The organism is Haladaptatus sp. HS23 (assembly GCF_056892285.1).
In genome coordinates, this window is the sequence record NZ_JBXGLH010000004.1 from 26,461 (window position 1) to 50,081 (window position 23,621).

At 61.4% G+C, this 23,621-nt stretch carries 35 protein-coding genes; 16 read left to right on the top strand and 19 right to left on the bottom strand.

Going from position 1 to position 23,621, the window contains the following annotated elements:
* The first annotated feature begins 167 nt into the window (after positions 1-167).
* Complete coding sequence (locus AC1XDK_RS12780; protein WP_483350288.1) at positions 168-767, top strand: archaellin/type IV pilin N-terminal domain-containing protein; 600 nt, start codon at positions 168-170, stop codon at positions 765-767.
* Between the two features lie 30 nt (positions 768-797).
* Here the strand turns inward: AC1XDK_RS12780 and AC1XDK_RS12785 are convergent, their stop codons facing one another.
* The 4 genes from AC1XDK_RS12785 to AC1XDK_RS12800 all read right to left on the bottom strand — a co-directional run bounded on the left by AC1XDK_RS12785 (position 798) and on the right by AC1XDK_RS12800 (position 2,545).
* Positions 798-1,598 carry a carbon-nitrogen family hydrolase gene (locus tag AC1XDK_RS12785; protein WP_483350289.1) on the bottom strand — a complete coding sequence of 267 codons (801 nt, stop codon included), beginning with the start codon at positions 1,596-1,598 and terminating at the stop codon, positions 798-800.
* Positions 1,595-2,026, bottom strand: a complete 432-nt coding sequence (locus tag AC1XDK_RS12790) for an SRPBCC family protein (RefSeq protein WP_483350290.1) — start codon at positions 2,024-2,026, stop codon at positions 1,595-1,597. The genes AC1XDK_RS12785 and AC1XDK_RS12790 overlap by 4 nt, the downstream gene beginning before the upstream one ends.
* A gap of 38 nt (positions 2,027-2,064) precedes the next feature.
* Positions 2,065-2,289 (bottom strand): DUF7123 family protein, encoded by a 225-nt coding sequence (locus AC1XDK_RS12795; protein WP_483350291.1) that lies wholly within the window; start codon positions 2,287-2,289, stop codon positions 2,065-2,067.
* Between the two features lie 67 nt (positions 2,290-2,356).
* The gene (locus tag AC1XDK_RS12800; protein WP_231183131.1) at positions 2,357-2,545 is read right to left on the bottom strand and encodes a DUF7525 family protein; all 189 of its coding nucleotides are present in this window, start codon (positions 2,543-2,545) and stop codon (positions 2,357-2,359) included.
* Positions 2,546-2,654: 109 nt separating this feature from the next.
* On the opposite strand from AC1XDK_RS12800, the gene AC1XDK_RS12805 reads away from it, so the two are divergent.
* Complete coding sequence (locus tag AC1XDK_RS12805; protein WP_483350292.1) at positions 2,655-3,842, top strand: LEA/WHy family protein; 1,188 nt, start codon at positions 2,655-2,657, stop codon at positions 3,840-3,842.
* Between the two features lie 143 nt (positions 3,843-3,985).
* The gene (locus AC1XDK_RS12810) at positions 3,986-4,396 is read left to right on the top strand and encodes a DUF7528 family protein (RefSeq protein ID WP_483350293.1); all 411 of its coding nucleotides are present in this window, start codon (positions 3,986-3,988) and stop codon (positions 4,394-4,396) included.
* 67 nt (positions 4,397-4,463) lie between these two features.
* Here the strand turns inward: AC1XDK_RS12810 and aspS are convergent, their stop codons facing one another.
* The 7 genes from aspS to tfe form a co-directional block, all read right to left on the bottom strand.
* On the bottom strand, positions 4,464-5,774 hold the full coding sequence (gene aspS / locus AC1XDK_RS12815; RefSeq protein WP_483350294.1) for an aspartate--tRNA(Asn) ligase: 1,311 nt from the start codon (positions 5,772-5,774) through the stop codon (positions 4,464-4,466).
* 104 nt (positions 5,775-5,878) lie between these two features.
* A complete protein-coding gene (locus AC1XDK_RS12820; protein ID WP_483350295.1) occupies positions 5,879-6,907 on the bottom strand; it encodes a PhoU domain-containing protein in 1,029 nt (342 codons plus the stop codon).
* Between the two features lie 53 nt (positions 6,908-6,960).
* Complete coding sequence (locus AC1XDK_RS12825; RefSeq protein ID WP_483350296.1) at positions 6,961-8,025, bottom strand: ATP-NAD kinase family protein; 1,065 nt, start codon at positions 8,023-8,025, stop codon at positions 6,961-6,963.
* Positions 8,026-8,263: 238 nt separating this feature from the next.
* Positions 8,264-8,962: a competence/damage-inducible protein A gene (locus AC1XDK_RS12830; protein WP_483350297.1), complete on the bottom strand. Its 699-nt coding sequence runs from the start codon at positions 8,960-8,962 to the stop codon at positions 8,264-8,266.
* 34 nt (positions 8,963-8,996) lie between these two features.
* Positions 8,997-9,764, bottom strand: coding sequence for a DUF5803 family protein (locus tag AC1XDK_RS12835; RefSeq protein WP_483350298.1), 768 nt, complete (start codon positions 9,762-9,764; stop codon positions 8,997-8,999).
* Complete coding sequence (locus AC1XDK_RS12840; RefSeq protein WP_483350299.1) at positions 9,761-10,432, bottom strand: DUF2110 family protein; 672 nt, start codon at positions 10,430-10,432, stop codon at positions 9,761-9,763. The genes AC1XDK_RS12835 and AC1XDK_RS12840 overlap by 4 nt, the downstream gene beginning before the upstream one ends.
* On the bottom strand, positions 10,432-10,959 hold the full coding sequence (gene tfe / locus AC1XDK_RS12845; protein ID WP_483350300.1) for a transcription factor E: 528 nt from the start codon (positions 10,957-10,959) through the stop codon (positions 10,432-10,434). Before tfe ends, AC1XDK_RS12840 begins: the two co-directional genes overlap by 1 nt.
* Positions 10,960-11,162: 203 nt before the next feature.
* Here tfe and AC1XDK_RS12850 point away from each other — a divergent pair, with 203 nt between their 5' ends.
* Positions 11,163-11,483: an FUN14 domain-containing protein gene (locus AC1XDK_RS12850; RefSeq protein WP_483350301.1), complete on the top strand. Its 321-nt coding sequence runs from the start codon at positions 11,163-11,165 to the stop codon at positions 11,481-11,483.
* A 1-nt stretch (position 11,484) separates the two neighbouring features.
* On the opposite strand, the gene gvpO (AC1XDK_RS12855) is transcribed toward AC1XDK_RS12850, so the two are convergent.
* Together gvpO (AC1XDK_RS12855) and gvpA are read right to left on the bottom strand one after the other, a co-directional pair.
* Positions 11,485-11,970, bottom strand: a complete 486-nt coding sequence (gene gvpO, locus AC1XDK_RS12855; protein WP_483350302.1) for a gas vesicle protein GvpO, halophile-type — start codon at positions 11,968-11,970, stop codon at positions 11,485-11,487.
* 17 nt (positions 11,971-11,987) lie between these two features.
* Positions 11,988-12,251: a gas vesicle protein GvpA gene (gvpA, locus tag AC1XDK_RS12860; RefSeq protein ID WP_231183142.1), complete on the bottom strand. Its 264-nt coding sequence runs from the start codon at positions 12,249-12,251 to the stop codon at positions 11,988-11,990.
* Between the two features lie 197 nt (positions 12,252-12,448).
* Here gvpA and gvpO (AC1XDK_RS12865) point away from each other — a divergent pair, with 197 nt between their 5' ends.
* The 11 genes from gvpO (AC1XDK_RS12865) to AC1XDK_RS12915 all read left to right on the top strand — a co-directional run bounded on the left by gvpO (AC1XDK_RS12865) (position 12,449) and on the right by AC1XDK_RS12915 (position 17,772).
* Positions 12,449-12,892, top strand: a complete 444-nt coding sequence (gene gvpO, locus AC1XDK_RS12865) for a gas vesicle protein GvpO (RefSeq protein WP_483350303.1) — start codon at positions 12,449-12,451, stop codon at positions 12,890-12,892.
* A 12-nt stretch (positions 12,893-12,904) separates the two neighbouring features.
* A complete protein-coding gene (locus AC1XDK_RS12870) occupies positions 12,905-13,549 on the top strand; it encodes a hypothetical protein (RefSeq protein WP_483350304.1) in 645 nt (214 codons plus the stop codon).
* Positions 13,550-13,712: 163 nt separating this feature from the next.
* A complete protein-coding gene (locus tag AC1XDK_RS12875; RefSeq protein WP_483350305.1) occupies positions 13,713-14,339 on the top strand; it encodes a GvpL/GvpF family gas vesicle protein in 627 nt (208 codons plus the stop codon).
* A complete protein-coding gene (gene gvpG / locus AC1XDK_RS12880; RefSeq protein WP_231183146.1) occupies positions 14,336-14,590 on the top strand; it encodes a gas vesicle protein GvpG in 255 nt (84 codons plus the stop codon). The genes AC1XDK_RS12875 and gvpG overlap by 4 nt, the downstream gene beginning before the upstream one ends.
* Positions 14,590-15,012: a gas vesicle protein GvpH gene (gvpH, locus tag AC1XDK_RS12885; RefSeq protein ID WP_483350306.1), complete on the top strand. Its 423-nt coding sequence runs from the start codon at positions 14,590-14,592 to the stop codon at positions 15,010-15,012. Before gvpG ends, gvpH begins: the two co-directional genes overlap by 1 nt.
* Positions 15,005-15,760, top strand: a complete 756-nt coding sequence (locus tag AC1XDK_RS12890) for a hypothetical protein (RefSeq protein ID WP_483350307.1) — start codon at positions 15,005-15,007, stop codon at positions 15,758-15,760. The genes gvpH and AC1XDK_RS12890 overlap by 8 nt, the downstream gene beginning before the upstream one ends.
* Positions 15,753-16,139 (top strand): gas vesicle protein GvpJ, encoded by a 387-nt coding sequence (gvpJ, locus tag AC1XDK_RS12895; RefSeq protein ID WP_483350308.1) that lies wholly within the window; start codon positions 15,753-15,755, stop codon positions 16,137-16,139. The genes AC1XDK_RS12890 and gvpJ overlap by 8 nt, the downstream gene beginning before the upstream one ends.
* A complete protein-coding gene (locus AC1XDK_RS12900) occupies positions 16,126-16,443 on the top strand; it encodes a gas vesicle protein K (RefSeq protein ID WP_483350309.1) in 318 nt (105 codons plus the stop codon). The genes gvpJ and AC1XDK_RS12900 overlap by 14 nt, the downstream gene beginning before the upstream one ends.
* Complete coding sequence (gene gvpL / locus AC1XDK_RS12905) at positions 16,436-17,221, top strand: gas vesicle protein GvpL (protein ID WP_483350310.1); 786 nt, start codon at positions 16,436-16,438, stop codon at positions 17,219-17,221. The genes AC1XDK_RS12900 and gvpL overlap by 8 nt, the downstream gene beginning before the upstream one ends.
* Positions 17,218-17,466, top strand: coding sequence for a gas vesicle protein GvpM (gene gvpM / locus AC1XDK_RS12910; protein ID WP_231183152.1), 249 nt, complete (start codon positions 17,218-17,220; stop codon positions 17,464-17,466). The genes gvpL and gvpM overlap by 4 nt, the downstream gene beginning before the upstream one ends.
* Before the next feature lie 66 nt (positions 17,467-17,532).
* Complete coding sequence (locus AC1XDK_RS12915; protein ID WP_483350311.1) at positions 17,533-17,772, top strand: PRC-barrel domain containing protein; 240 nt, start codon at positions 17,533-17,535, stop codon at positions 17,770-17,772.
* Positions 17,773-17,790: 18 nt separating this feature from the next.
* Here AC1XDK_RS12915 and AC1XDK_RS12920 read toward each other — a convergent pair whose 3' ends face one another.
* From AC1XDK_RS12920 to AC1XDK_RS12945, 6 genes are all read right to left on the bottom strand, one after another.
* Positions 17,791-18,888, bottom strand: coding sequence for an AI-2E family transporter (locus AC1XDK_RS12920; RefSeq protein ID WP_483350312.1), 1,098 nt, complete (start codon positions 18,886-18,888; stop codon positions 17,791-17,793).
* An 83-nt stretch (positions 18,889-18,971) separates the two neighbouring features.
* Positions 18,972-19,697 carry a ribosome assembly factor SBDS gene (locus tag AC1XDK_RS12925; RefSeq protein ID WP_483350313.1) on the bottom strand — a complete coding sequence of 242 codons (726 nt, stop codon included), beginning with the start codon at positions 19,695-19,697 and terminating at the stop codon, positions 18,972-18,974.
* A gap of 54 nt (positions 19,698-19,751) precedes the next feature.
* Positions 19,752-20,510, bottom strand: coding sequence for an archaeal proteasome endopeptidase complex subunit alpha (gene psmA, locus AC1XDK_RS12930; RefSeq protein ID WP_483350314.1), 759 nt, complete (start codon positions 20,508-20,510; stop codon positions 19,752-19,754).
* A gap of 4 nt (positions 20,511-20,514) precedes the next feature.
* Positions 20,515-20,994 carry an Rpp14/Pop5 family protein gene (locus AC1XDK_RS12935; RefSeq protein ID WP_483350315.1) on the bottom strand — a complete coding sequence of 160 codons (480 nt, stop codon included), beginning with the start codon at positions 20,992-20,994 and terminating at the stop codon, positions 20,515-20,517.
* Between the two features lie 83 nt (positions 20,995-21,077).
* Positions 21,078-21,683, bottom strand: coding sequence for a class I SAM-dependent methyltransferase (locus AC1XDK_RS12940; RefSeq protein ID WP_483350316.1), 606 nt, complete (start codon positions 21,681-21,683; stop codon positions 21,078-21,080).
* Positions 21,667-22,371 carry an RNase P subunit p30 family protein gene (locus tag AC1XDK_RS12945; protein ID WP_483350317.1) on the bottom strand — a complete coding sequence of 235 codons (705 nt, stop codon included), beginning with the start codon at positions 22,369-22,371 and terminating at the stop codon, positions 21,667-21,669. The genes AC1XDK_RS12940 and AC1XDK_RS12945 overlap by 17 nt, the downstream gene beginning before the upstream one ends.
* 171 nt (positions 22,372-22,542) lie before the next feature.
* Between AC1XDK_RS12945 and AC1XDK_RS12950 the strand changes: the two genes are divergently transcribed.
* On the top strand, positions 22,543-23,613 hold the full coding sequence (locus AC1XDK_RS12950; RefSeq protein WP_483350318.1) for a phytoene/squalene synthase family protein: 1,071 nt from the start codon (positions 22,543-22,545) through the stop codon (positions 23,611-23,613).
* Positions 23,614-23,621: the final 8 nt, after the last annotated feature.

The following is a 23,621-nucleotide window of genomic DNA, read 5'->3' on the forward strand; positions in this document are numbered from 1 at the left end:
TAGTGAGGACGTTTTTACTCGGAGGAACACCGAACGGGAAGTGACAATTTTCCGTCTCTGTAGGATTCTCAAACATGATAACAGTCTGTGGGTTATAATAGCTTCCTGACCGTACTCGTCCAGTAGTGGACTGACAAATATCAAACAAAACCCGAAAGACAACAAACATGACTAGTAAAAAGATAGAGATTTTTCGTTCGGAGCGAGGTCAAGTCGGTATCGGGACGCTCATCGTGTTCATCGCGATGGTATTAGTCGCTGCCATCGCGGCCGGTGTCCTCATCAACACGGCAGGCTTCCTGCAGTCGAAATCCGAGCGAACAGGAACGCAGAGTACCGCACAAGTCACGAATCGTGTCCACGTGATCAGCACGACCGGGAACGTGACGTATAACTCTTCGAGGAACCAGCACGTGGTTGATTACGTCAACCTCACGGTGATGAAAGGATCCGGTTCGGGCGACATCAACCTTTCAACGGCGACCATCGAATGGCTTGGACCGGACAACGGACTGATTTTGGTGAACGGAAGCACGCCGAACAGCGAGAATTTCACCATCGAAGCGGTTCGTGACAACGACGACACGCTTCCCGTCCTCGTCAATCGGGCCGACCGATTCCGCATCGTTCTCGACACAGGGAAGATGACCGACGGTCTCCAGGAACGTGAGGAGTTCACCCTGAAGATAGTCACGAACGCAGGTGCGGTGACGTACCACCACAGCGTCCCCGAAACGCTGTCGGACAGCCACGCAATCGCGCTATAACCACATCCCTTTGTCAGTTTTTTTGCCGGGTTAGCGTCGCCTATCGTGCCACGCAGGGAACTCCTCGCGGACCCGCGATACCTGCGCCGGGTCGATGTCACGTATCACGATTTCCGGTTCGTCACCCGTCCCGGCGAGCAATGTCCCCCACGGGTCGTACACCGATGACCGGCCGAGGAGAGTTGCATCCTCGTACGACCCGGAGCCGTTGATCGCCGCGACGAAACACTGGTTCTCGATGGCGCGCGCTCGTGTGAGTACCCGCCAGTGTTCGACGCGCGGATACGGCCACGCGCTCGGGACGAGTACCAGCGTCGCGCCGGCCTCCGCGATGGAGCGGTATAGTTCGGGAAATCGAAGGTCATAACAGGTCGTCATCCCGACGGTCACGTCTTCGAACTCGGCGATGCCGAGCGATTCGCCGGGAACGAGCATCTCCGCTTCGGCCGACTCGTAGCCGAACAAGTGGTGTTTTCGATACACGGCCTTCCGATTTCCATCACGATCGAAGAAGGCGGACGTGTTGGCGAGTCCCTCCTCGGCTGGGGTCTCGCCTGCCGTTTCGGAGAGGTCTTCCACGATGCTTCCCGCGAGGACACCGATGTCGTGTTCGTCCGCGAGTTCGGAGATGCGCGTGAGCGTCGGACCGTCGAGCGGTTCCGCGTTTCGCTGATACGTCTCGAAGGCGAAGTAGCCGACGTTGAATATTTCCGGAAGTGCAACGAGGTCCGCACCGCGTTCCGCCGCCGATTCGATGGCCTCGGTCGCGCGGCGAACGTTCTCCGCTACGTCGCCCCCCTCGATGGCGATCTGTGCGAGTGCGAGCTTCACGAGACGACACCGACCTCTTCACGCAGCGCGGACTCCATGTTCGTTAGCTCCTCGTCGAGATGTTTTTTGAAGTAGCGTTCGATGCCCGGTACGCTTCCCTCGACGATGAACCGGTTGTGAAGTTTGCACCCGGTTTCCGTCTCCTCTATTTTGTGTTCTCCCGTGACGCGCATCGCCGAGGAGCGACCCACGAACTTCACGTATCGCGGCTCCTCCCGGGTCACGTCCTCGGTTTTGACCGGAATCGTTCTGCTCACGAACGGAATCGGTAGCTCGATGTGCCACGTCGCTTCCCTCCCACCGGCCTCGGCGTCGTAGTCCGCAACCACGCTGATGGCCTCCGCTCGTCGTTTTGGGTCGGCGATGAACTCCCAGACCTCTTCCGGCGGAACCGGAAGGTCGAAAGTCCGCTCTACCCGGACAGTCATACGACTAGATTAGGCTGTAGCGGTAAAAAGCCAACCACTTAGCTCGGACTTACCTTCCACGTCGTCGAACGGGCGCGTCCCCACTTCTCGATATCCACGTCTTCGGACTTTTCCGCCAGTCGGGGAAGCCGTGACCCGACTTGCTTCGATGAGAGTCCGAGGTGCTTGGCGATGTTCTTTGCGCGGAAATAGCGCTCACCACCTGCCACGCTCTCGCGCAGGAACTCGAGGATACGCTGTTCCTCGTTGCTGAAATCTGTCATCCTCAGCCCCACTACGCGCCTGACGGCCTTAACCATTATCCTCCGTGCAACAAGTATCGATTTCGAGTCAGTTCTGGTAGAGATGACTCGCGGCGACTGCGAGGACACCCGAAACTATCGCTGTTGCAAAGCCCCACGCGGCCGTTTCCGTTCCCGGTGTAACAAACATTACCGCTGCGCCGACGAATGCGAGGAGGACGAACAGGACGGAAAGTCCCATTCCCATATCCGTCGTCACCGTCTGTGTTCCTGCCATACGTCCCCTTTTCTAGAGCGGTGACTTAGTTCATTCTACTCACTACAGTGGTCTCCCCGTTACGCCGTCGATTCGGGAGCTTTTTGACTCCGCTCTCTAGGAACGGCGTATGGGTCTGGGAAGCAGTAAGGTACTCTTACGTCTCGGAAAGCGAGGATTTCTCGTCATCGTACTCGTCGCCGCGCTCGTCGGTGCAGGCGTCCTGTACGGCGTTCTCGGCGTTCCGAGCGTCACGGGGGTCGACAACGAGTTTGGAAAAGTAACAAATCAAACGACTGGCATCGAAACCGCGCTCGTGGTCGACAACCCGAATCCCATCGGCATCGGCGCCGGTAACACGTCGGTAGACTACGCGGTCGAGATGAACAACGTGACGATGGCGAACGGGAGCAGGGGAAGCCTCGCCCTCGACAAGGGCAACACGACGCTTCGATTCTCGACGCGGATGCAAAACGACAAGATACCCGAGTGGTGGGTAACACACATCCGTAACGGCGAGCGGACCACACTCCGACTTCAATCGACGGTTCACTCCTCGCTGGTGGGCAGGTTGGTTCGCGTCCCGTACAGTCAACCGATAGAGACGGACATCATCAGCGAGTTCAATTCCACGGAGACGCGCCCCGTGAACGCGAACGCGCCGTTCGTTTCCGACCCCGTTCTCTACGTGAACGAGACGAGCGCGAACTGGGGGAGCGTGACGCGAGAAGAAACCCCGATACGGATGCGAATGAGAGTGTACAACCCGAAATCGGTGGCTTACACCGTGAGCGAAATCGGCTACGACGTGACGATGAACGGCATCGCCGTCGGCAACGGAACGACCGACCGTCCGTACACGATTCCCGGAAAATCGGAGAAGACGCTCCGAATGCGGACCATCATTCGGAACGACAACCTCGACGACTGGTGGGTCAGTCACCTCAAGAACGGGCAGAAGACGGACCTGAAAATCTCGTTTTACGCGAACATCGAACTCCCGAACGGCGGGACGATTCGCATCCCGCTTCGGAAACTCACCTACGAAAAACGGATAGAGACCCACATCTTCGAGAACGATTCGGCGGAAGGTGCCCTCGAAGCGACCGGAAACGCGTCGGGAGGTCCCGCAGACGGTGAAACCGCGACATCGATGACGACTACCTCGGGGAACGCCGGGACGTCGGCGGCGGATGACAGTACGACTTCGACAGCCGCGACGAGTACCGACGCGACAGCCACGACGGACACTGATGCGGCCACGGACGACGGTGGCATACTCGGCGACCTCCTCGCAAGCGAGAGGCGTTTCGACTGACGTAGAAATCACCACCACCGATAGAGTTTTTATTCCGGCCCGAGCAGATGGGTGTATGACACGGAGTACTCACTCTCCTGGTCGAGTTCTTCTCCCGTAATGAGAATACCGTAACCGCAACGCGGGACGGTGAATCGATTCGAGTGGACATCGATGGCGAAACCTTCGAGCTATCGCGCGAAACTGCCACGGACCTGCAGGACGCGGTCGGCGACGCGCTGACCGAGCGCCGCGAGTTCTTCCGCACCGCGGGGACCTTCCGCGAGGACGGCAGCTACGAGGTCTCCCGTCGGAGCGCCGACTCCGCGGGCAACGCCAAGGTGTTCCGAACGTTCGACGCGATGGCCCGCCTGTTCGACCGCCTCCCCGAGACGTTCACCGCGGAGGACGTCGGTCGGACCGGAATCACCGGGTCGCGCCGTCACCTGCTCGTCCGACACTTCGGGGAGCACCCCGACTTCCCGTGCCGAATCTCCTCGCGGAATCCGCTGACCGCGGAGAAAGAGGAGGAGACGGCCGTCGCGGTGGGCAAAACGGAGGTCGGCGCCGACTGAGACGACGGCGCGGCACGGCTCGAACGTGTGAAAAACGGACGAAAAACAAAAACGACGCGAGTCCCGTCTACGGCGTCACGCGGTCGGGGTCGCGCGGGAAGAGGATGGCTTCTTTGATGTTGTCCAGTTCGCCGACCTTCTGGACGAGTCGGTCGATGCCCAGACCGTAGCCGCCGTGCGGCGGGATGCCGAACCGGAACGCTTCCAGATAGAAGTGGAAGTTCTCGGGGTCGGCCCCTTGGTCTTCCATGTACTGGCTCATCGTCTCGATGTCGTGTTCACGCTGGCCGCCCGAGGAGAGTTCCTGGCCCTTGTAGATGAGGTCGAACTTCCGGGAGGCGATGTCGTCCGCTGGCACGTCCTGTTTGTAGTAGAACTTCTCGTCCGGGTAGCCGACGACGAAGAAGGCGGGATGGCCCTGCTCCTCGAAGTACTGGCCGAGCAGTTTCTCGCCCTTCGTATCGAGGTCGGTCTCGTCCTCCGGGACGTGGTCGAACTCGGCGGCGAGGATGTCGCGGGCCTCCTCGAACGTGACGCGGGGGAACGGCTCGGCCGGGACGGTGAGTTCGACGCCCAGCGTCTCCAACTCGTCCGCAGCGTTCTCGCTGACCCGTTCGAGCGTGTAGCGAAGCGACTCCTCCTGAACGTCCATCACGTCGTGGTGGTCGTCGATGTACGCCAACTCGACGTCGAACATCGAGATTTCGGAGACGTGACGGGAGGTGGCGAACGCTTCCGCGCGGAACGCGGTACCCGTCTCGTAGATTTTGTCGAACCCGGCCGCCATGAGCATCTGCTTGTACAGCTGGGGGCTCTGGGAGAGGAAGACTTCCTCGCCGTAGTAGACGACGGGGAACAGTTCCGCGCCGCCTTCCGCACCTTCCTGCGAGAGGAGGGGCGTATCGACGTTGCGGAATCCCTCGCCGTCGAACCACTCCTCCATCGCGTTGACGAGTTTCGAGCGGAGCGAGAACACCGCGTACGCTTCGGACTTTCGGAGGTCGATGCTCCGGTTGTCGAGTCGCGTGGAGAGGTCCGACTCGATGTCCTTCGCCACTTCCATCGGAAGGGGGGATTCGGCCTCGCTGATGACCTCCAGCGCGGACGGCATGAGTTCGACGCCGCCGGGTGCTTGGTCGCTCGCCTTCACCGACCCCGTGATGCGCACGACGTCTTCCTTGCCGAGGTCGTTCGACGCCTCGAAGAGGTCCTCGTCGTTTCCCTCCTTGAATACGACCTGCGTCTGTCCTTCCCGGTCCCGGACGATGACGAAGGAGAGTCCACCGAGGTCCCGAATGTCGTGGACGTGTCCCGCAATCGATACCGTCTCGCCGTCCTGTTCTTCCGTGATGTCGTCAGAATACGTTCGCTCTATCATTGTCTCGACTACGCTCTATCGTGTTCCCACCGTGTCTGTCGCGGGTATTGATTCTTCCGACTACGGGTCGGAAATGGGAGAAATAATCGGGATAGTCGGTGGGATTAGTTGATGGTCGTGTGCTCGCTCTCCTCGTTGAGCGCCAGATTCGCCGCGATTTCCGCGTTCCGCATCGCGTACTGGGCGGTATGTTGGAGGCTGACGAGTACGTCACGGACTTCGAGGAGGTCGTCGTTCGACATCTCGGGCAGGTCGGACAGGATATCGGATTCCCGGTCGCCGAGTTCGTGGAACTTGTGTCTCACTTCGAGCGTCAGGTCGTAATCCCGTTCGACGCCCGCCTGCACCGCCAGCGCGGTCATCTCGTCCACTTGGTCCGTGAATTCACGGATTCGACGCATGGTCGAACTATCGACTTCGAGCGAATGTCCCTCCGCTTCGAGGACGATATCCGCGATGTCCTCCGCGTTGTCCGCCGTGAGTTCGAGGTTCTTCGCGATGGAGCGGTAGCCGATGAGCGGGAAACCGCTGTCCAACCCGATGGCGCGGGCGATGGCGGGGTTTTCGTGTGCCGTGAAGATGAGGCGCAGGAGGAGGACGAAGATCTTGTTCGCCTGTCGTTCCCGGTTGAGTGCCCGCTGTGCGAGGTCCGGGTTGCCGTGGGCGAGCGCCTTCACGGCCTCGCCGCGCATGGTGCTGCCCGTGTTCTCCAACCGTTCGAGCAGATTGTCCAAGTCGAAGTCCTCGGGGTCCACCGAGCATCGAATGGCGATGCTCTCCGGCGTCTCCTCGATGACGCCGAGACCCATCAACTGCGTCTCCGCGTTGTAGACGGCGTTGATGTGGCTGCTTTCGAGCGTCTCGTCGCTCACGACGTGAATGACGCGCCGTCCCAAAACGTACTGTGCGACGATGGCGCGTTCGACCGCGTCCGCGTCCAACTGCTCGGTGTGAATCGTCGCCTCCGACTCCTCGTCGTGGGCCGACTCGGGGAGGACGGTGAGCGTCCCCTTCCCGCTGATACGAAGGGACACCTCGTCACCCTTCTCCACCCCGTGTTGTTGTGCCCACTCCGCCGGGAGGGTCATCGCCAACGTCGATGGCCCCAGTCGTTGAACCTTCCGTGTTTCCATATCCTTTCATCCGCGTCGGAAGCCTTAAACTTCACCGTATGCCACTAAATGCCTCACGATAGTTTCAACATTCTCCGTTCGAACCGCCCGACGCGTACTTTCCACCAGCCGCGGAGGGACTCGTCCACGTCCTCGGCCCCGGTGTCGGCCCGAAGCACGCCGATTCCGTCCAGTTTCGTCTTCGAGGCGACCACTTCCACGTCCGAGCGGCGAATCACGTCCGGCGAAATCTGGTGGTTTCCGCGCCCGAAGACGAACCCCTGTCCGCCGATGGGCGAGACGACGATGACGTTTTCGTCGCCGAGCGCGGCGAGGAGTTCCTCCTCGTTCGCGTCGCGGGCGATGACCTCACCGTCGCGCCACACGTCCACCCCGAGCGGTGACCCGTCGAATCCCAACTCGGACTTGATCGCTCCGACGGTGCTTCCCGGTCCGAGGACGTAAGTGACGCCGGGTTTCGCGTCGTCCGCGACGCCGGCCGCGAGGCTTTCGACGGTCCCGCCCCCTATTTGCTTGCTCGACTGGAGCGACTCCGCCACCGGAACGGTAGCGATGGCCTTCAGTTCGGCACGCACCTCGCCCGCGCGATAGGCCTCCTCGTCGATGTCGTTCACCTCGCGCTCCTCCACGCGGTCGAACGACGCCGCGACCCGTCCCGCCGCTTTTGGCGTCACCGCGAACACCGAGGAGTAAATCTTCACCCCGGCAGGGACGCCGAGCATCGGGATGTCAGCCCCGGACTCGCCCAGCGTCTCGGCTACGTCCACGGCGGTTCCGTCCCCGCCGACGAACAAAAGCAGGTCGACGCCTTCGGCGATTAGTCTGCGGACCGCCTCACGGGTGTCCGCCGCGCTCGTTTCCCTCTCGCCCGGTTCGCCGACGATTTCGGGGTCGAATCCCGCGGCGTGTGCCTCTTCTGCCCCCATCTCTCCGCCGTAGGTCAGCAGTTCGGAGTCGGGCGAACGGTCGTACAGCGCCGAAAGGGCGTCCACGGCCCTCCCTGGTGCGCGTCGTTCGGCTCCTCGGTCCAGCGCCTCCGCTACTTTTCCGTCGGTGCCCTTCAGGCCGACTCGCCCGCCCATCCCCGCGATTGGGTTGACGACCACGCCGATTCGCATGGGTGGGCCTTTGTGAGCGCGGACGAAAGGCGTGTGGGTATTGGCGGGGTGGAGGCTGCTCCAGAAAACGACTCGCGTCGGACACCAGCCACTGGGTGTAGTTCTCAAACCTTAAGAGAGAGCGCCGACAACCGCCGAGTATGATTCCACTCGAAACCGTTCCCGCAAACGCGGCAGGTATCGTCGTTCTCGTGGCCGGACTCGCGTTCACCGTGGCGTGGCTCGCCTACTTCTACCGTTAGGCGTCCTCGTCCGGCGCTTCGACCCGCTCGCGTAGCCATTCGGCCGCCTCTCGGACGGTCCCCTCGTCCGTCCCCTCGATTTTGACGCGCACGTAGTCGCCCGGATAGCTCCCGACTTTCACGTCGAACCGCTCGCGGAGCGTCTCGAATCGGTCGAGGAGCGCGCTCTCGGGTTCACCGGCCGCAACCGTCCCCGTGTAGTACGGGTCGCCGTCGAACTCGTCGGCGACCCGCTCGAACATGGCGTGCATCTCGCTCGGCACGCCCGGCAGGACGTAGATGTCCTCGATTTCCGCGCCGGGAGCGACGCCCACCTCGTTCGGAAGCATGCGCGACCCCTTCGGGAGGTGGGTCGTTCCGCTCGTCAGGTCGGCGTGCGAGTAGTCCGAATGCTCCTCTATCCATTCGACGGCTTCCTCGTGTTCCTCGACGGGAACGCCGACGGCCGCCGCGATACCCTCCATCGTCAAATCATCGTGGGTCGGACCGAGGCCACCGGTGACGAGGACGGCGTCGTACTCGGCGCGAGCCTCGTTCACGACGCGAGCGATATCGGCCACTCGGTCCGGGACGACGAAGACCCGTTCCACGGCCACACCGCGTTCGGTCAGTCGTTCGCCCAACCACGAGGCGTTCGAGTTGACGGTATCCCCGGAGAGAATCTCGTCTCCGACTGTTACCAGCGCAACGTTCATACGAACCCGTTGGCCGCGATGAAGAAAAGTACTCTCACATTCCGGGCGGCGGACCGTCGCCCATGTCGTCGTCGGAGATGTCCATGTTCAGGCCCATCTCCTCCCGTTCGCGTTCGAGTTGTCGAATCTGATAGCGGTAGTAGGCCAAACCGATGACGCCGATGAGGAGTGCCAGTCCCACGATGCCCGCGAATATCCACTTGTCGCGGCCGAGGTAGTAGCGGACCGAGATGCCGTCCGACGACACCGGAGATGACCAGACGATGTGTTCCCGTCCGTCTTCCATCGTCGTTTCGTAGTTGCCGGGTCGAACGTCGCTCAGCAGGAACGTATCGACCCGCATGCCGCGCGGAATGGTGACCTCGTACGTCTTGTCCTTCAGGTAGGTCGGGACGTAGAACGTCTTTCCCTGTCTCGACGCCGTGTACGCGAGCGTCCCCTGTCCCTGTGGCGGCTTGATGATGGTCGAGGATTTCGTCTTCTTCACCGTGATTTTATCGGCCCCGACGACCGTTCCATTCGGATATCGGAACTGCACGGCGGAAATCTCGACGGGTGCCTCCTCGCCGAAGGATTCCTCTTGATGGATTTCGAGGGTCCCCTTCTTGTTCAGTTCGTATATCGCCTGATACTGGTGACTCGTGACGTTGTACGTCACGTTCTGTGACGTGTCCCAGTCGTACGTCGCGTTCTTCGAGAGTTTCTGTTGGCTGATTTCGCCCGGGCCGAACATCGAGGTACAACCGGCGCTGGCCGCGAGGAGGAGGAGTAGACCAATCGCGAGGGCGAACCGTTTCCTCATGGAATTACACAACGAATTTCCGCCGGGATGTAGCCGCCGATGCTGGCGAGCAGTCCCGGTGGGTCCGTGTTCTCCGTACAGACGATGCTCTGTTCCAACACGCCGAGTCGCTCGACGGTCACGATGTCCTGTGCGTGTCCGGCGCGGTTGACCGTCGCCCGGACCTCGCCCCGCGTCGCGCTGTTGACGTTCACGCGACCGTTTCCGCGCGTCCAGTCGAACAGTCGGTCACGCTCGTCGTCCGAGAGGCGCGACGTACCGTCCTCATCGTAGACGAACTCCATCGCCAAGTGCTGAACGAGTCCGAAGCGTTCGACCACCTGTTCCGGTTTGCCGGGGCCGAGACCGAGTTCGGCCGCCGGAATCCGAACCTCCTGTCCGGCGTCGAGGACGAAGCCGTCGTCGTCCCACGCTTCGAGCGTGCCGACGTAGGTCTCGCCGTCGCGGAGGTTCGGCGTGATTTCGCCCCACTCCTCGGAGAGGAGGTTTCGAGCGATGACCTCGTCCTCGCCTTCGACCGTCACCGAGACGAAGTCGTCGTGACGGACGCCGATGTCGTACTCGACGTCGAGGTCGCCGAGCGTGTTGTGGATGAGGGACTGGAGACCGTCGAGTGCGCGTCGCTTCGCGTCGCCGCTGACGTACACTTTGGTTGCGAGAACGACCATTATGCACCGAGCGTCTCGACGTTGAGTTCGTCTTTGAGGTCGTCGATTCGGTCCTCCATGGACTCGACGAGCATCGAGTTCTCCATGGATTCGAGCGGGGACCCGCATTCCGGACACTCGAAGCCGAAGTCCATCGCTTCGCCGAACTCGAACCGAAGCGAGCAGATTTCACAGAGATAGAACTCGTGATTTCGTTCGTACTCCTGGCGCTGATTCAGCGCGTCGAGCAGGCGGTACATCTCGTCCTCCAAGTTCTCCGGTATCTTGTCGTACTCGAAGGTCCAGAGGTAGGTGAGCCAGCCCGAATCCTCGTCACGGAGGCGTCGATACGTCGCCAAGTCGTTCTCGTACAGGATGAACAGCGCCCGTCGAACGTCGTTGAGTTCGAGGTCGAGTTCTTCGGCGAGTTCCTCGTCGGTCACTTCGCCGTCCGGCGGCGCGGCGGCCACCGGCATTCCCTTCGGCCCGACCAGTTCGTGAAGATATTTCTGAATCACCGGGTCGCTTAACAGGTCCTCGAAAGCCATTGATGTGTTATATCGGGTCGTTCATCTGTTTAAAACCATCGGGAGCGCGTTGCGTGGTGTCGTTTCGTCGAGACTGTCGAAGAAAGACAAATTCTCTGTCACAACAGCTGTACCCGCCTCAGGCCGCTCTTTCTATCGGTTTTACGTTTGGAACCGGGTGAAAAACACAAGAAACTTAACCTATCAGCGTACTGAGTGGGACGATGCAAGTCGGGATAGACCCTCAACAACTCGGACTACAACTGGGAAGCGGTGCCGTCATCGGCGGTATCATCGGGTTCGCCGCGAAGAAAATCGCGAAGCTCGTCGCGGTCATCGTTGGCCTCGAACTCGCCCTGTTCAAGTTCCTCGAATCGCGCGGAATACTGTCGGTGGACTGGGAAAAGCTCTCCGCTGGACTGCTAAAAACCGGTCAAGCGGCCGGGAACGGCACGCCGCCGTCGTGGATTACTACCCTCCTCTCGACGCTCTCGGTGAGCGCCGGATTCGTCGGCGGTTTCATGATCGGATTCCGAAAGGGATAGCTCACCACTCCTGACTGTCACCCCGGCGGTATCGTTCCCGGAGACGGTAGCCGCTTACGTCACCCGACTCGGAGAGCGATATTTCGTACTGCCCGAGGATGTCCTGGGTGTCCGGAATCGCGCTCCGTTCTACCATTTCGACCACGACTTCCCAGCCGTCGCCGTCGTCCGCTATTTCGATAATCCCGTCGAGCGGATGCCCGACCAAATCGTCGGCGACGTTTTCGACCGTCTCGCGGACGTCCATTACGTCGTATTCGCCGTTTCCGTCGGCGTTCTCGTTGCCATCTTCGCGTTCGGTCTCGTCTTCACTCACGTTTTCCCCTTGATTACTCTCGCCGTTCGTTTCCGATCTGTTTCCATCTCCAGCATCGTCTATCGTCTCGTCATCCGGACCGTGCTGGTGGCAAAAACCGTCGTTCTGTGCCGGACGGGAGCATCGCTTTCCGCCCTCCGTGAGTGCCCGGCACTGATCAGCTTCGGACATGATCTCTCAGGCCGTGCTTATGACGTACTGGCCTCGGGCGACGCGACTTCGACCTGCTCGAAGTCGACCTCGTCGTCCGAGGAGGCTCTTTCTAACTTCGCCATCTCCTTTGCGTAGTGGAGGAACGTGTCGACCGAGGCGACCACGACACGCGCCTCGACGGTCAGCACTTCGATGCCCACGACGGAGATGCGCGCCCATACGTCGATGACGACACCTTTGTCGAGGATGCGGTCGAGAACGTCCGCAAGACTCGATGAGTTTGGATCTGCTTGTACCATGGTTGTTCACGGGAACCGAATCCCTAGGATGTGAAGTGTAGGTGGACGATATTTCACGCTTAGGGCCGACACTGCAAGTTCCTTTTAACTGACCGGGAATCGGGCAGCGGTTTCCGCCGGGAACGGCACCGAATCGGAAGCCGGTTTGCAGGCACACATATTATGTCACTCGGTCACGATTCGCTTTCGGGGGAACGATGACCGAACAAACGAGCAGTTCCGAAACGGGCGAACTCGACGACGTGCTCGGTCGACTGTCCTCTGCGGTCGAGGGGCAGAAGGAAGACGATTCGTCGGACGACGCAGAGTCGGAGGAATCGGTCGATGCGGAGGAAGTCGTCGATAGCGAGGGCGAACTCGACCTCTACGACGCGAGGGACGTCGGGCGAGCCATCGCCGGAGACCTTATCGGGTCGCCGCTCGACAGCATCGTCGAAGTCGAGGAACAGGACGAAGACGGGTGGCGGGTCGTCGCCGAAGTCGTCGAACGAAACTCGATTCCGGACACACAGGACATCCTCGGACGGTACGTTATCAGCCTCGGGCCGGACGGCTCCGTCCAAGGCTACGGTCGCGCCGGTCGATACCGACGCGGCCGCGTCGAAACACAGAACGAGATTTTCGACGTCGCGGAGCGGTAAATGGGGGACGATATGACCGAAGACGAAACAGGAACGGTACGAACGCTGGTGGAACAGAACGTAGGCGAGGACGTGACCCTCGAAGGATTGGTGGACGAACTCACCGAAATGGAAGCGGAGAATGGGAAAACGGTCGGTCGGGACCTGGGACGCCTCGTCGGCTGTGGGCTCGGGATGCTCGTCGGTCGGAGGGTCGGTGAGTCGGTCGGAAACCGCCTCGAATCCCGTTTCGAAGCCAAACGAGAAATCGAGGAAAACGAGGAAACGGACGACGCGGAAGGGGAGAAAACGCGCGAACAACTCGTCCGCGAACGAGTCCAAGACGCCTTCGAAGTGAGCAAGGAGGAGGCAAAGGAGATAATCGCCACCGCGAGCAGCATCGGCGAAGGCGAACACGAAGACGAGGATGAAGCGGAACAGTCCGCTGACGGTGGTGAAGACGAAAACGAGCAGTCGGAAAGCGAAGCCGAAGACGAGCAGTCGTCGGAAGACGAAGAATCCGAAAACGAGCAGTCGGAAAGCGAAACCGAAGATGAGGGAGAGACGGACTCCGAGGACGACTCGGAAATCGAACTCAACCAACTCTCGAACGACGACCTCGAAACGTTGGCGAACGACCTGATGGACGAATTGGACCAACGAAAAGCTGCACAGTGACGAAACTCGGACTCCTCTCTCGGAGTCTTTGAGGGGACGATAGAGGCCGGGAACGACCACCGATACGCCCCGAACGCGGCGTTTGCTTGCGCTCTCCGCCACACGACTTATTAACGCACATCACGTCGGTTTCCAGTCGTAGGAGCACTGTCTCCATGAAACGATGAGTTCGAACCGATACGTCTATGGGGTCGTCGAAAAGAACGATTTCGAGTTCGATACGGACACAGTAGGTGACACGGACGAGGTGTACACGGTAACGTACCGGTCGCTCTCCGCCGTCGTCTCGGATATCGACACGACAGACCCCGAACGAACCGACGAGGATAGCAAGATACACGACGAGGTACTTCGGGAGGTCCTCGAACGCGACGACGTCGACGCCGTAGTGCCGATGCAGTTCGGCATGGCGTTCAAGGACAACAGAACCCTGAAGACCGTCCTCAGGGGCGCACGCCGCGCGTTCACGAAGGCGCTCAACGAGGTCGAGGGCCGCGTCGAACTCGGCGTCAAGATAGTCGCCGGTGAAGACGACGAGTTGCCACGCGAGGAGATTCGGGAGGACGTCGGCGAGCGACTGGCGGCCGTCGCCGAGAGCGAGACGGAAGACGACCTGTTCAGCGACCGCCTCGTCCTCAACCGGTCGTATCTCGTTGCGACCGAGGACCGCGAGACGTTCGCGGAACTGGTGGGGGAGATACGCGACGAGTACGACGAGTTGACCGTCCAGTTTACGGGACCGTGGGCACCGTACAACTTCGTGGATATCCACGTCGGGGCCCAGCGATGATCATCGTCGACGACCTGTTGTTCAAACCGCTGGTGTCGATGGTGGACGTGCTTCACTCGCTGGCGGTGGAGGAGATGTACGACATCGCGGGCATTCAGGACGAACTCAAGGAGACACACATGCTGTACGAACTCGGGGAGTTGTCGGACGAGGAGTACGAGGAACGGAAAACGACCCTCGAAACACGACTCGACGTCGCGGAGACGGCCCACGAACGACTGCGAAGCGGAAAAGTCGAGGTGAAACGATAATGGGACTCATCGAACGATTGGTCAGATTGGCGAACGAACTCTCGGACGACGACGCGGGGCGAACGTACGCCGGCGAGCGCGAGACGCCACGAAGCAGAATCAACTACGGGATTTCCGTCGGCCCCATCGATTCGGGACGGCCGAAGAAACAACGGAGCCAGTCCCGTCAGCGCCGACAGGAATACCTGACGAACACTCGAACGGAGGACGGCGAACTTGTCGTCACGATCGACCTCCTCGGCGTTTCGAAGGAGGACGTCGAGGTCACGTTCGACGCCGAGACGGGGATGGTCGAAATCCGGGACGGCGAGCGGCCGATAAAACGACTCGGACTCGAATGGAAGGACGCGACCATAACGAACGCATCGTACAACAACCACGTGCTCGAACTACGAATCGGACGGGAGTTGCCAGATGGATAGCAACCAAATCAAAGCGTTCACCGACGAGGTACAGTCGGGACTCGACGGACTCACCGAGGCGTTCGAATCGGCCGAGTCGTTCGAGGACGTATCGGGCGAAGCCCAGAAACTCTGGAACGTGCTGGACGAAGGCGAGGACGTTCTCGACGAACTCGACCTCACCGACGTTCCCGAGGTCGTCGACCTCTCCGAACTCCCGGACATCATCGAGTTGGAGGACACCCCGGACGCGGTGGACGAAGGCGACCCCGGCGAACTCATCGACGTTCGAAGCCTGATACGCGCCATCGAGTTCCGGGAGTTGTGGTCGTCCACGGACGTTCGGAGCCTGTGGACCGAGAGCGACGAGTTCACCGACGCGCTCGAATCGACCGGCATGGTCGATTCGGACGAGGACGGAGACGGCGGAAACGACATGATGGGGAGCGACCTCAAAAACGAGGTGCAGTCCGAACTGTACGAGTCGAAGCTACAGGCCCAACTGCAGGAGAGCGTCGACGAGTTCCGCGAACAGCTCATGGACACCCGAAACGACCTGAAGGAGGTCAAAGAGGAGAACGAATCGATGGGCGGCACGGGACAGCCGTCGTCCGACAATCCGTCCGCGTACTCGACGGCGGCGGGGTCGCGGTCGGACGTGGGAAGCGTCGGCCGACACTCGACGATTCCGAAGAGCGGGTGGCATTCGTCGGGTGGCGGTTCCAAACGAATCTACGGCAACCGATTCGAGGAGGAAGACGATGGGTGAAACCGGCCCAACCCGAAGCCAGTCCGACCTCGCGGAGATGTTGGAACTCCTCCTCGACAAGGGCGTCGTCATCAACGCCGACATCGTGGTGACGGTCGGCGAGACGGAACTCCTCGGCGTGAAACTCCGGGCCGCCCTCGCCTCGTTCGAAACGGCCGCACAGTACGGCTTGGAGTTCCCGGAGGGGACCGACATGAAGCGCGTCCAAGAGGCGGCCGGCGTCGAGGAACTCCCGGAATCGGAAACCGTGACCGTCGGCGTAGAACCGGAAGAGGAGGACGAGGAGGAATCCGAAGCGGAATCGGCCGACGACGAAGCGACAGAATCGGAGGCCGAGGAAGACGCCCAGACGGCGGAGGCCGAACATGACGGCGATTGAAGTCGACGGCGACGACGCCGGAAAGGGACTTGTCGCGCTCGTCATCACGGTGGTCGAACTGCTCGTCGAGGCCATGGAGCGTGAGGCGATTCGACGGATGGAAAGCGGCAACCTGTCGCCCGACGAAATCGAGCGACTCGGGGCGCAATTAGCGGCCATCGAGGACGAGTTAGAGCGCCTGAAGGAATCGGAGGGTATCGAGGAGGGGGTCGAAAACCTCCGTGGTGATTTGGACGACCTGATCTCGGACGCGCTAATCGATATGGCCGACCGCGAACCCGGCGTGGAGGGATTCGATGGCTGACCCGACCTTCGACGAGGGCCGTTATCTCTACTGCGTCGTCGAAAGCGATGACGACACGGAGCTATCGGAGGACGGCATCGACGGTGAACCGATTTCCGTCCTCGTACAGAACGGCCTCGGTGCGGTCGTTCAACCCTGTGATTCGCCCTACGATTCCGACAACCTCGCGACGGTTCGTGAGTGGTTAGTGACCCATCAGTCGGTCATCGACGCCGCGGGAGAAGCGTTCGGGACCCCGCTTCCGTTCCGCTTCGATACGATTCTAAAGGGGGACGACGACGCGGTTCGCGAGTGGCTCGTAGACCAGTCAGGGATGCTCGAATCCCATTTGGACGAGTTGGCCGGGCACTGGGAGTACCGTGCCGGCGTGGCGTGGGACGAAGAACGCGTTCGGGACGAACTGCGGTCCGAAGACGAGGAGTTGGCCGACCTCCGTGAACGAATCGACGACGCGAGCGAAGGAACCGCGTTCCTCCTCGAAAAGCAGTACGACAACCGCCTTCGTGACCTCAGAACGGTGCGGAAGGACGGATTGACGACGCGCCTTCGGGACGAACTGGACCCGCTCGTCGCGGAGTTCGACGTGGTCGATTCGAAAGGAGGTATCCTCGAATCGGGCGAAACGGAGGAGGTCGTACAGGTGTCGTTTCTCGCACACGAGGACCGCGAGGAGGAAATCGGTCGCGTATTGGACGACGTGGCGGCGGAACCGGGCGTCGAAATCAGGTTCACGGGGCCGTGGCCGCCCTACTCGTTCGCACCGGAGTTGGACGCATGAAACCGACGAAAGACGACCACGCTGTCGTGGACTTGCTCGACGTAATCCTCAGGGACGGCGTCATCCTACAGGCGGACGTCATTATCACCATCGCGGACGTCCCGCTCGTCGGATTGAGCCTCCGGGCCGCCCTCGCGGGCATGTCCACGATGACCGACTACGGCTACTTCGAGGAGTGGGACGCCGCACAGCGGCAACTCGCTCGCGCGCCGGACGACCATCCGTTGCTTCCTAACGACGAGTGATTCTGATAAAGCCCCTGCATGGGCAACCACCGGCGGTACCCGCGGAACCGACGATGTAGGAACGCAATGGCAACAACACAGATCACGGAAGACGACGAGGGGAAGAAAGTCGTGGACGAATCGGGAGACGAAGTCGGCATCGTCTCGAATGTGAACCACGGCACCGCGCACATCGACCCGAACCCGGGTATCACCGACAAGGTAAAATCGAAACTCGGGTGGGGGGACAGGGACGAGGACACTTACCCGCTCCAAGAGGAAATGATTTCGTCGGTCACTGACGACGAGATTCGACTGCAAGCGTAGTCGCTTCCCACAACTGGCTCACTTTTCTTCCGGCGGATTCGACCCGATGGAGAGCGATGAGGTCGGCGTGACGCGCTTGCCGTGTACCAAGTCGCCGAACACGATGCCGGCGAACTGCACGACGAGAACGAGGACCAACGGTCCGAGAAAGATGCCGTACCAGCCGAAGAGGACGCCGCCGAGGATGTAAGCGAACATCACCAACCCCGTGTGCGTCGTTCGCCCCGAGATGTACGGTCTGATGACGGTCTGTGGCAGGAGGTCCAACAACAGCAACGAGACGACGAAGAAGACCACCGGGAACCAGATGAGACGGGTGTTCACCTGAAGCGCCTGCCAGCCGAAGTAGACCGTGAGGGGAACGTACACCAACTTTCCGACGACGAGGGGGACGAACGTCGCAAGCCCCGTCAGCAGGGCGAAGACGGTGGGCAGTGGAAAGGCCACGCCCACTGGGGCAATCGTGGCGAACCCGTTGTACAGAATCGTCGCCGCCACACCGACGAGCAGGACGGTGAGTACGTTTCCGAAGTACACGATTGCGAGGTCCTCGTCCACCGCCGTGAGGTAGGCGACGACGGCACTCTCCTCGCCCATTTCGCCCCGGAACCACGACGCCAAGCGGTCGCCATCGCGGAGGGCAAAGAAGGCGAACGAGATGGAGAGAAACAGTGTGAGAAGGCTTCTGGAGACGATTCCGAGCGATTTGACCGCAGTCATGAACTCGCCCCATGCGGTCCCCAAGTCGGACCCGACGATTCGTTGCGGATGGGAGAGCATCCCCGGAACGTCGGTCGAACCGGGAATCAACCGCGAGTAGTAGGCCTCGATGCCCGTCCCCGTGAACGCGCTGAGTTCCCGAATCCCGACGGCGACGGTGTAGCCGACGAGGAACAGCGCCGGAAGTGAGAGCAAGAACAGCGTGCCCGCCGCCGAGAGCGTCTTCGATTCGAATTGCCCAGCCACCCGCCGGTACACCGGGCGCGACCCGTAGTACACGAACAACCCGAGGACGAGCGTGCCGACGAAGGCGTAGGCGACGAACGCGAGGGCCAGCGCCAACGCGAGCGCGAGTGCCCACCACCCCAACCGTGACCGCCGTTCGGAACCCCCCATCGTCTTCGATACACGACCGGTCCCCAAAAGGATGTGTCCGCCGAACCGTCCGTATCCTAAAAAAAGCGACCGTTATGAACGCGTTATCGCGTCTGAAGGTCGTCTTCGTCCTTGACGATACGGGTCTCCGCCTCGCCGCTCGTGTGTTCGTTCACGAGGTCGTAGAACTCGTTTTGCATCCCGGCGGGGAACGTCATGACGCCGACCCACGAGCCGTCGTTTTGCCACTCCTCGCGCTCCAAATCGCCGAACTGTCGAATCCGCGACTGTGCGCTCCCGGCGTAACTCGCGGGTACCTGCACTGCGATAGTCACCTCGTCGAATCGAATCGGGATGACCGGTCGAAGGGCGTCGAGCGCGTCGTCCACCTGCTGGTCCACGGGTTCCATCGGGTCCACGGAAAAGCCCGCCTGCTCCAGTGCGTTCTCGATGCGCTCCGGCGGGTGGGGCGCGTTGTCCATCTGCGGGTTGACCGCGTTGCGCGTGATGCGGTTGACCAACTGCTTGTGCTTCTGGTCTTGCATCTCCTTACGCTGTTCGGCCGTTATCTGTATCTCCCCGCGCTCGATGACCTCGGGGATGATTTCGAGCGGGTCCGTCGTCTCGAAGACGGTCTCCAAATCCTCCTCGGCCGGTCGGTCCCCCCGACTCGCGTTCTCGAACACGTCCTCGGCGGCGATGACGTCCTCGATGTCGCCGTCGAAGTCGCCGCGTTTCATGGCGAGCGCCGCGTCCGGGTCTACAAGCACTTCAAAGCGAGCACCGTGCGATTCGAGACGCGCCGTCACCGCCTCGTCAAGTGATATCATACCCGGAAGTAAACGCGCACACCTAAAAGATGTTTCCCGAGAAAGTCGTCGAAGTTACTCTTCCGGCTCGTCGTCGTCCTCGGATTCGAGGAGGTCGAGTTCTTCGAGGTAGCCCTCTACCTCGTCGTCGTCGAGCATGCGGAACTGTTCGGTTTCGACATCGACGGTGGCGAGACCGACGCCGCCCGCCGAAAGCTGGTCGTCGTTGACCGTTCCAAGCGCGCTCAGGGCGAGGTCGATACCGCCGTCCAAGTCCATCTCCTCGCTGTAGTTCGATTCGAGATAATCCTGGATTTCGCCGCGGTCAGCGCCGACGGCGAGGGCCTTCCACTCGTACGGCGTCCCGGACGGGTCCGTCTCGTAGAGGCGCGGTTCGCCCTTCTCGATGCCGCCGATGATGAGTGCGACGCCGAACGGTCGCGCGCCACCGACCTGCGTGTACTGTTGAATGTGGTCGGTGACTTCCTTCGTCAGCGTCTCGACACCGATGGGTTCGCCGTAGCGCAGTCGGTTGATCTGGGACTGGCGACGCGCGAAGTCGATGAGTTGACGGGCGTCGGCGACGTGGCCCGCGCTGGCGATACCGATGTGGTCGTCCGTCTTGTGGAGCTTTTCGACGCTGGTCTGCTCCATGAGCGGCGACCGCGTGTGCTTGTCCACCGCGAGGACGACGCCGCCTTCGGTTCGGACACCGATGCTGGCGCTACCCCGTTTGACGGCCTCTCGTGCATATTCGACTTGATAGAGACGGCCGTCCGGGGAGAAGATGGTAATCCCGCGGTCGTACGCCTGCTGTTGGGCTTGTCCCTGCATAGTATCACTCGAAATCGAGTTCCGTCGCGCCTACGAACGAGTCATCGACCTGAATGTCGAATACGCCATCACGGATGACGGCGGGACGATTTTCGTCCGCGAACACGACGCTTCTCTCGCCCAAAACTTCCCTTTGGCGACCTAAATACTTTTCTTCACAACCTCGCACCGTCCCGCTTATACCACGAACGAACACGCCGACGGAATCGCCGTGTACGTCGGCGATGCAGGCCAGTACCGCGCGCCCCTCGTCAGTGTGCCCCCGACGAACCCGAACCAACGCCTCACCCTCCCCGTCTTCGAACTCGAAGGAGAACACCGTCAGGTCCGCATCCGCGCTTCCGGCGTCCCCGAGGAGGTTCTGTGCGGCGAACCAGATGCTTCGCTGGAACGACCGCCGGTCGATGTCCGCGTCGGGCCACGCTTCGAGTCCGACCACGAGATACCGCCAGTGGGGCCTGATGTGTTTCGGGAGATGCTTCATTCGGCGTTCTGGCGTAGTTTGGGTTGCGGTGGATTTGAATGGCTTGCTCTCCCGTCGAGGGAGCGACGCAGTTTTCGGGTGCCTCAGGCGCGTTCCGCGACCAGCACGCCGACCTGTTCGTGAACCCGTTCCACGGCGGTCAACGAGTAACCGTTGTCCGTTAGCACGTCGGCCAGATGCCCGACCGTGGACGGATCATCGACCTCCGGACTGTAGAACGGTTCGTCGGGGTCGGGCAGGCCGAAGAACATCACGTCGCCGAGGACGAACTTCCCCGGGCCGAGTTCCGCGATGGCCTCGATTGCTTCGCGCTTTTCGTCATCGGAGAGGTGGTGCATGGCGAAGTTGGAGACGACGATGTCGATTTCCTCGTTCACGTTCGGGTTCCGAAACCGCCCTTCACCGAACTCGACGTTCTCGATGCCGTTCGCCTCGGCCTTCGTTCGCGCCTCGTCCATCATCCCCTCGCTGATGTCACGACCGATGACGCGCTTCGCGTGAGGGGCGAGCGCGAGTGCGATTGCGCCCGTTCCGGTCCCCAAATCGAGGACGGTGTCGTCATCGTCCGGGTCAGCGTGGTCCACCACGAGCGAGACGCAGGCGCGGTACTCCTCGCTGTCCTGTGAATCGTCGTAGTCGCCCGCGATGTCGGAAAAGCGGTCGGCGTGTTCCTCAATCGTCTTCTTCATACCGCCCACGTTTCACGCCGGGGGCAATGAAATCGTCGGAGCGAATCGTCCGGTTTCGCTCGGCGAGACGGCCCCATTCCCGGAGTCCGTCCTCGATTTGCTCGGGGGAAAAGCCGATGACCTCGCCGACGGCTTTCAGTTCGCGGGGGCCGCGAAGGTGGAGATGAGAAGAGGGGTCGCCGCTGACGACGAACGGCGCGTCGTAGTGAACCACCAGTTCACGGAGTTTGCGGAGGTCCTGTATCGCCTGCACCCGCGGACCGCCGTCGGCGCGAAGGATACGCGAGAGGTTGAACTCGACCCGGACACCGTGTTCGGCGGCGGCCTTCGCCAGCACGTGGTTGAAATCGCCGCGGCCGCGCATCGGGTGGGCCAACACGTCGATTCGTTCCTCCTCGACGGCGAAGCGGTTGAGTTTGGCCGTCCCCCCGTGAAACAGGAGCATCGTCGTCTTCGGGCGGAAGTTGCCGACGTGACCGCTCGCCTGCGATGGGTTGTCCGCTCGGATTTCGAGGCCGTCCACCACGTCCACGTCGTAGGTGCCGCTGATTCGCTCCGCGTCGAAGTCGGTGCGTGAGTCGCCGTGATTACGGACGACGATGCCGTCGAACCCGTAGTCGGCGGCGGTGGCGGCGAACCGTGCGACGGTGCTATCCCCATCGGGGACGGCGTGAACGCCCTCGTACATTGCTCGTGTTCGGGTGTGCGGCCGCGAGACTTGGCGCTTGCGACTCGCGATTCGGGCGACTGCGGGTCCCGACGGGAGTCGGAACTGATTAGCCGTTCCAGTGACACCGGAGAGGTAAGCCCAAGCGGTTTTGCCGTCTCAACACGAAGGGCCGAAAGGTTCAGTAACAGAATGGACAGCCACCCACCGACCTCCGCGACCTCCGACGACCCCTCCGAGGATGACCTCGAATGGTGCCATCAGGCCGTTCAGGGTGTTTCCCGAACGTTTGCCATCACCATCGACCTCCTCGATGCGCCGATGGCCGATGCCATCTGCGTCGGATACCTCCTCTGTCGTGTCGCCGACACCATCGAGGACGCGGGCCACATTCCGCCCGCCGAACAGACGCGTCTCCTTTATCAGTACGACGCCGTCCTCGATCCGACTGATTCGACGACAATACACGAGTTCCGCGAGGCGGTAGACGAATGGATACCGGACGACGGCGACGACGATGCCGACTGGTCCGTGGTCGCGAACGCGCCACGAATCGTCGAAACGTTCGACACGTGCTCGCCGTCCGTCCGGGAAGCGGTTCGACCGCCCGTCCGCGAACTCGTCGGCGGAATGGCGATGTTCGTCGAACGACACGCCGACGAGGGCGGCCTCCGAATCGGGACGCGGGCCGAACTGGAGGAGTACTGCTACTACGTCGCCGGAACCGTCGGCGAACTCATCACGAACCTCGTCTGTCGGGACGCGGACTCGGCGCAGGCGAACCGCCTCCGCGAAACGTCCGAATCGTTCGCGCTCCTCCTGCAACTCGTCAACGTCACCAAGGACGTGTACGTCGATTACCACGACGAGAACAACGTCTACCTTCCGGAGACGTGGCTCGAAGACGCCAACGTACCACAGGACGACCTCTGTGACCCCGAACACAGCGACGACGTCGCGGACGTCGTCGCTCGAACCGCGGACCACGCCCACAGCTTCACCGACGACGCCCAAACGTATCTGGAGAGCATGCCGCGCGAACGCGGCAACCGCCTCGTCGCGTGGACGATTCCGTACCTCCTCGCCGTCGGCACGCTCCGTGAAGTCCGAAAACGTCCGGAGGACGCGCTTCGCCGCGCCGGAGTCAAGGTGTCCCGCGAGGAAGTCCACGCCCTCATCACCTCGCTCGCGGGCGGCGTCGAACGCGAAACGCTCGGCGAGTTGCGGCGCACGATTTCGGAACGGCCGTTCCACCTGTCCTGATATTCGGG

Bases quoted from the DNA above. Each gene is read 5' to 3' on its own strand.
- AC1XDK_RS12875 (WP_483350305.1), top strand. From the start codon at position 13,713: ATGAGTTCGAACCGATACGTCTATGGGGTCGTCGAAAAGAACGATTTC.
- AC1XDK_RS12790 (WP_483350290.1), bottom strand. From the start codon at position 2,026: ATGACTGTCCGGGTAGAGCGGACTTTCGACCTTCCGGTTCCGCCGGAA.
- gvpL (WP_483350310.1), top strand. From the start codon at position 16,436: ATGGCTGACCCGACCTTCGACGAGGGCCGTTATCTCTACTGCGTCGTC.
- gvpM (WP_231183152.1), top strand. From the start codon at position 17,218: ATGAAACCGACGAAAGACGACCACGCTGTCGTGGACTTGCTCGACGTA.
- gvpH (WP_483350306.1), top strand. From the start codon at position 14,590: ATGGGACTCATCGAACGATTGGTCAGATTGGCGAACGAACTCTCGGAC.
- AC1XDK_RS12915 (WP_483350311.1), top strand. From the start codon at position 17,533: ATGGCAACAACACAGATCACGGAAGACGACGAGGGGAAGAAAGTCGTG.
- AC1XDK_RS12780 (WP_483350288.1), top strand. From the start codon at position 168: ATGACTAGTAAAAAGATAGAGATTTTTCGTTCGGAGCGAGGTCAAGTC.
- AC1XDK_RS12925 (WP_483350313.1), bottom strand. From the start codon at position 19,697: ATGATATCACTTGACGAGGCGGTGACGGCGCGTCTCGAATCGCACGGT.
- AC1XDK_RS12920 (WP_483350312.1), bottom strand. From the start codon at position 18,888: ATGGGGGGTTCCGAACGGCGGTCACGGTTGGGGTGGTGGGCACTCGCG.
- tfe (WP_483350300.1), bottom strand. From the start codon at position 10,959: ATGGCTTTCGAGGACCTGTTAAGCGACCCGGTGATTCAGAAATATCTT.
- AC1XDK_RS12935 (WP_483350315.1), bottom strand. From the start codon at position 20,994: ATGAAGCATCTCCCGAAACACATCAGGCCCCACTGGCGGTATCTCGTG.
- AC1XDK_RS12850 (WP_483350301.1), top strand. From the start codon at position 11,163: ATGCAAGTCGGGATAGACCCTCAACAACTCGGACTACAACTGGGAAGC.
- gvpO (WP_483350303.1), top strand. From the start codon at position 12,449: ATGACCGAACAAACGAGCAGTTCCGAAACGGGCGAACTCGACGACGTG.
- aspS (WP_483350294.1), bottom strand. From the start codon at position 5,774: ATGATAGAGCGAACGTATTCTGACGACATCACGGAAGAACAGGACGGC.
- AC1XDK_RS12820 (WP_483350295.1), bottom strand. From the start codon at position 6,907: ATGGAAACACGGAAGGTTCAACGACTGGGGCCATCGACGTTGGCGATG.
- gvpG (WP_231183146.1), top strand. From the start codon at position 14,336: ATGATCATCGTCGACGACCTGTTGTTCAAACCGCTGGTGTCGATGGTG.
- AC1XDK_RS12950 (WP_483350318.1), top strand. From the start codon at position 22,543: ATGGACAGCCACCCACCGACCTCCGCGACCTCCGACGACCCCTCCGAG.
- gvpJ (WP_483350308.1), top strand. From the start codon at position 15,753: ATGGGTGAAACCGGCCCAACCCGAAGCCAGTCCGACCTCGCGGAGATG.
- AC1XDK_RS12830 (WP_483350297.1), bottom strand. From the start codon at position 8,962: ATGAACGTTGCGCTGGTAACAGTCGGAGACGAGATTCTCTCCGGGGAT.
- AC1XDK_RS12940 (WP_483350316.1), bottom strand. From the start codon at position 21,683: ATGAAGAAGACGATTGAGGAACACGCCGACCGCTTTTCCGACATCGCG.
- AC1XDK_RS12945 (WP_483350317.1), bottom strand. From the start codon at position 22,371: ATGTACGAGGGCGTTCACGCCGTCCCCGATGGGGATAGCACCGTCGCA.
- psmA (WP_483350314.1), bottom strand. From the start codon at position 20,510: ATGCAGGGACAAGCCCAACAGCAGGCGTACGACCGCGGGATTACCATC.
- AC1XDK_RS12900 (WP_483350309.1), top strand. From the start codon at position 16,126: ATGACGGCGATTGAAGTCGACGGCGACGACGCCGGAAAGGGACTTGTC.
- AC1XDK_RS12795 (WP_483350291.1), bottom strand. From the start codon at position 2,289: ATGACAGATTTCAGCAACGAGGAACAGCGTATCCTCGAGTTCCTGCGC.
- AC1XDK_RS12800 (WP_231183131.1), bottom strand. From the start codon at position 2,545: ATGGCAGGAACACAGACGGTGACGACGGATATGGGAATGGGACTTTCC.
- AC1XDK_RS12870 (WP_483350304.1), top strand. From the start codon at position 12,905: ATGACCGAAGACGAAACAGGAACGGTACGAACGCTGGTGGAACAGAAC.
- AC1XDK_RS12825 (WP_483350296.1), bottom strand. From the start codon at position 8,025: ATGCGAATCGGCGTGGTCGTCAACCCAATCGCGGGGATGGGCGGGCGA.
- AC1XDK_RS12805 (WP_483350292.1), top strand. From the start codon at position 2,655: ATGGGTCTGGGAAGCAGTAAGGTACTCTTACGTCTCGGAAAGCGAGGA.
- AC1XDK_RS12890 (WP_483350307.1), top strand. From the start codon at position 15,005: ATGGATAGCAACCAAATCAAAGCGTTCACCGACGAGGTACAGTCGGGA.
- AC1XDK_RS12840 (WP_483350299.1), bottom strand. From the start codon at position 10,432: ATGGTCGTTCTCGCAACCAAAGTGTACGTCAGCGGCGACGCGAAGCGA.
- gvpO (WP_483350302.1), bottom strand. From the start codon at position 11,970: ATGTCCGAAGCTGATCAGTGCCGGGCACTCACGGAGGGCGGAAAGCGA.
- AC1XDK_RS12835 (WP_483350298.1), bottom strand. From the start codon at position 9,764: ATGAGGAAACGGTTCGCCCTCGCGATTGGTCTACTCCTCCTCCTCGCG.
- gvpA (WP_231183142.1), bottom strand. From the start codon at position 12,251: ATGGTACAAGCAGATCCAAACTCATCGAGTCTTGCGGACGTTCTCGAC.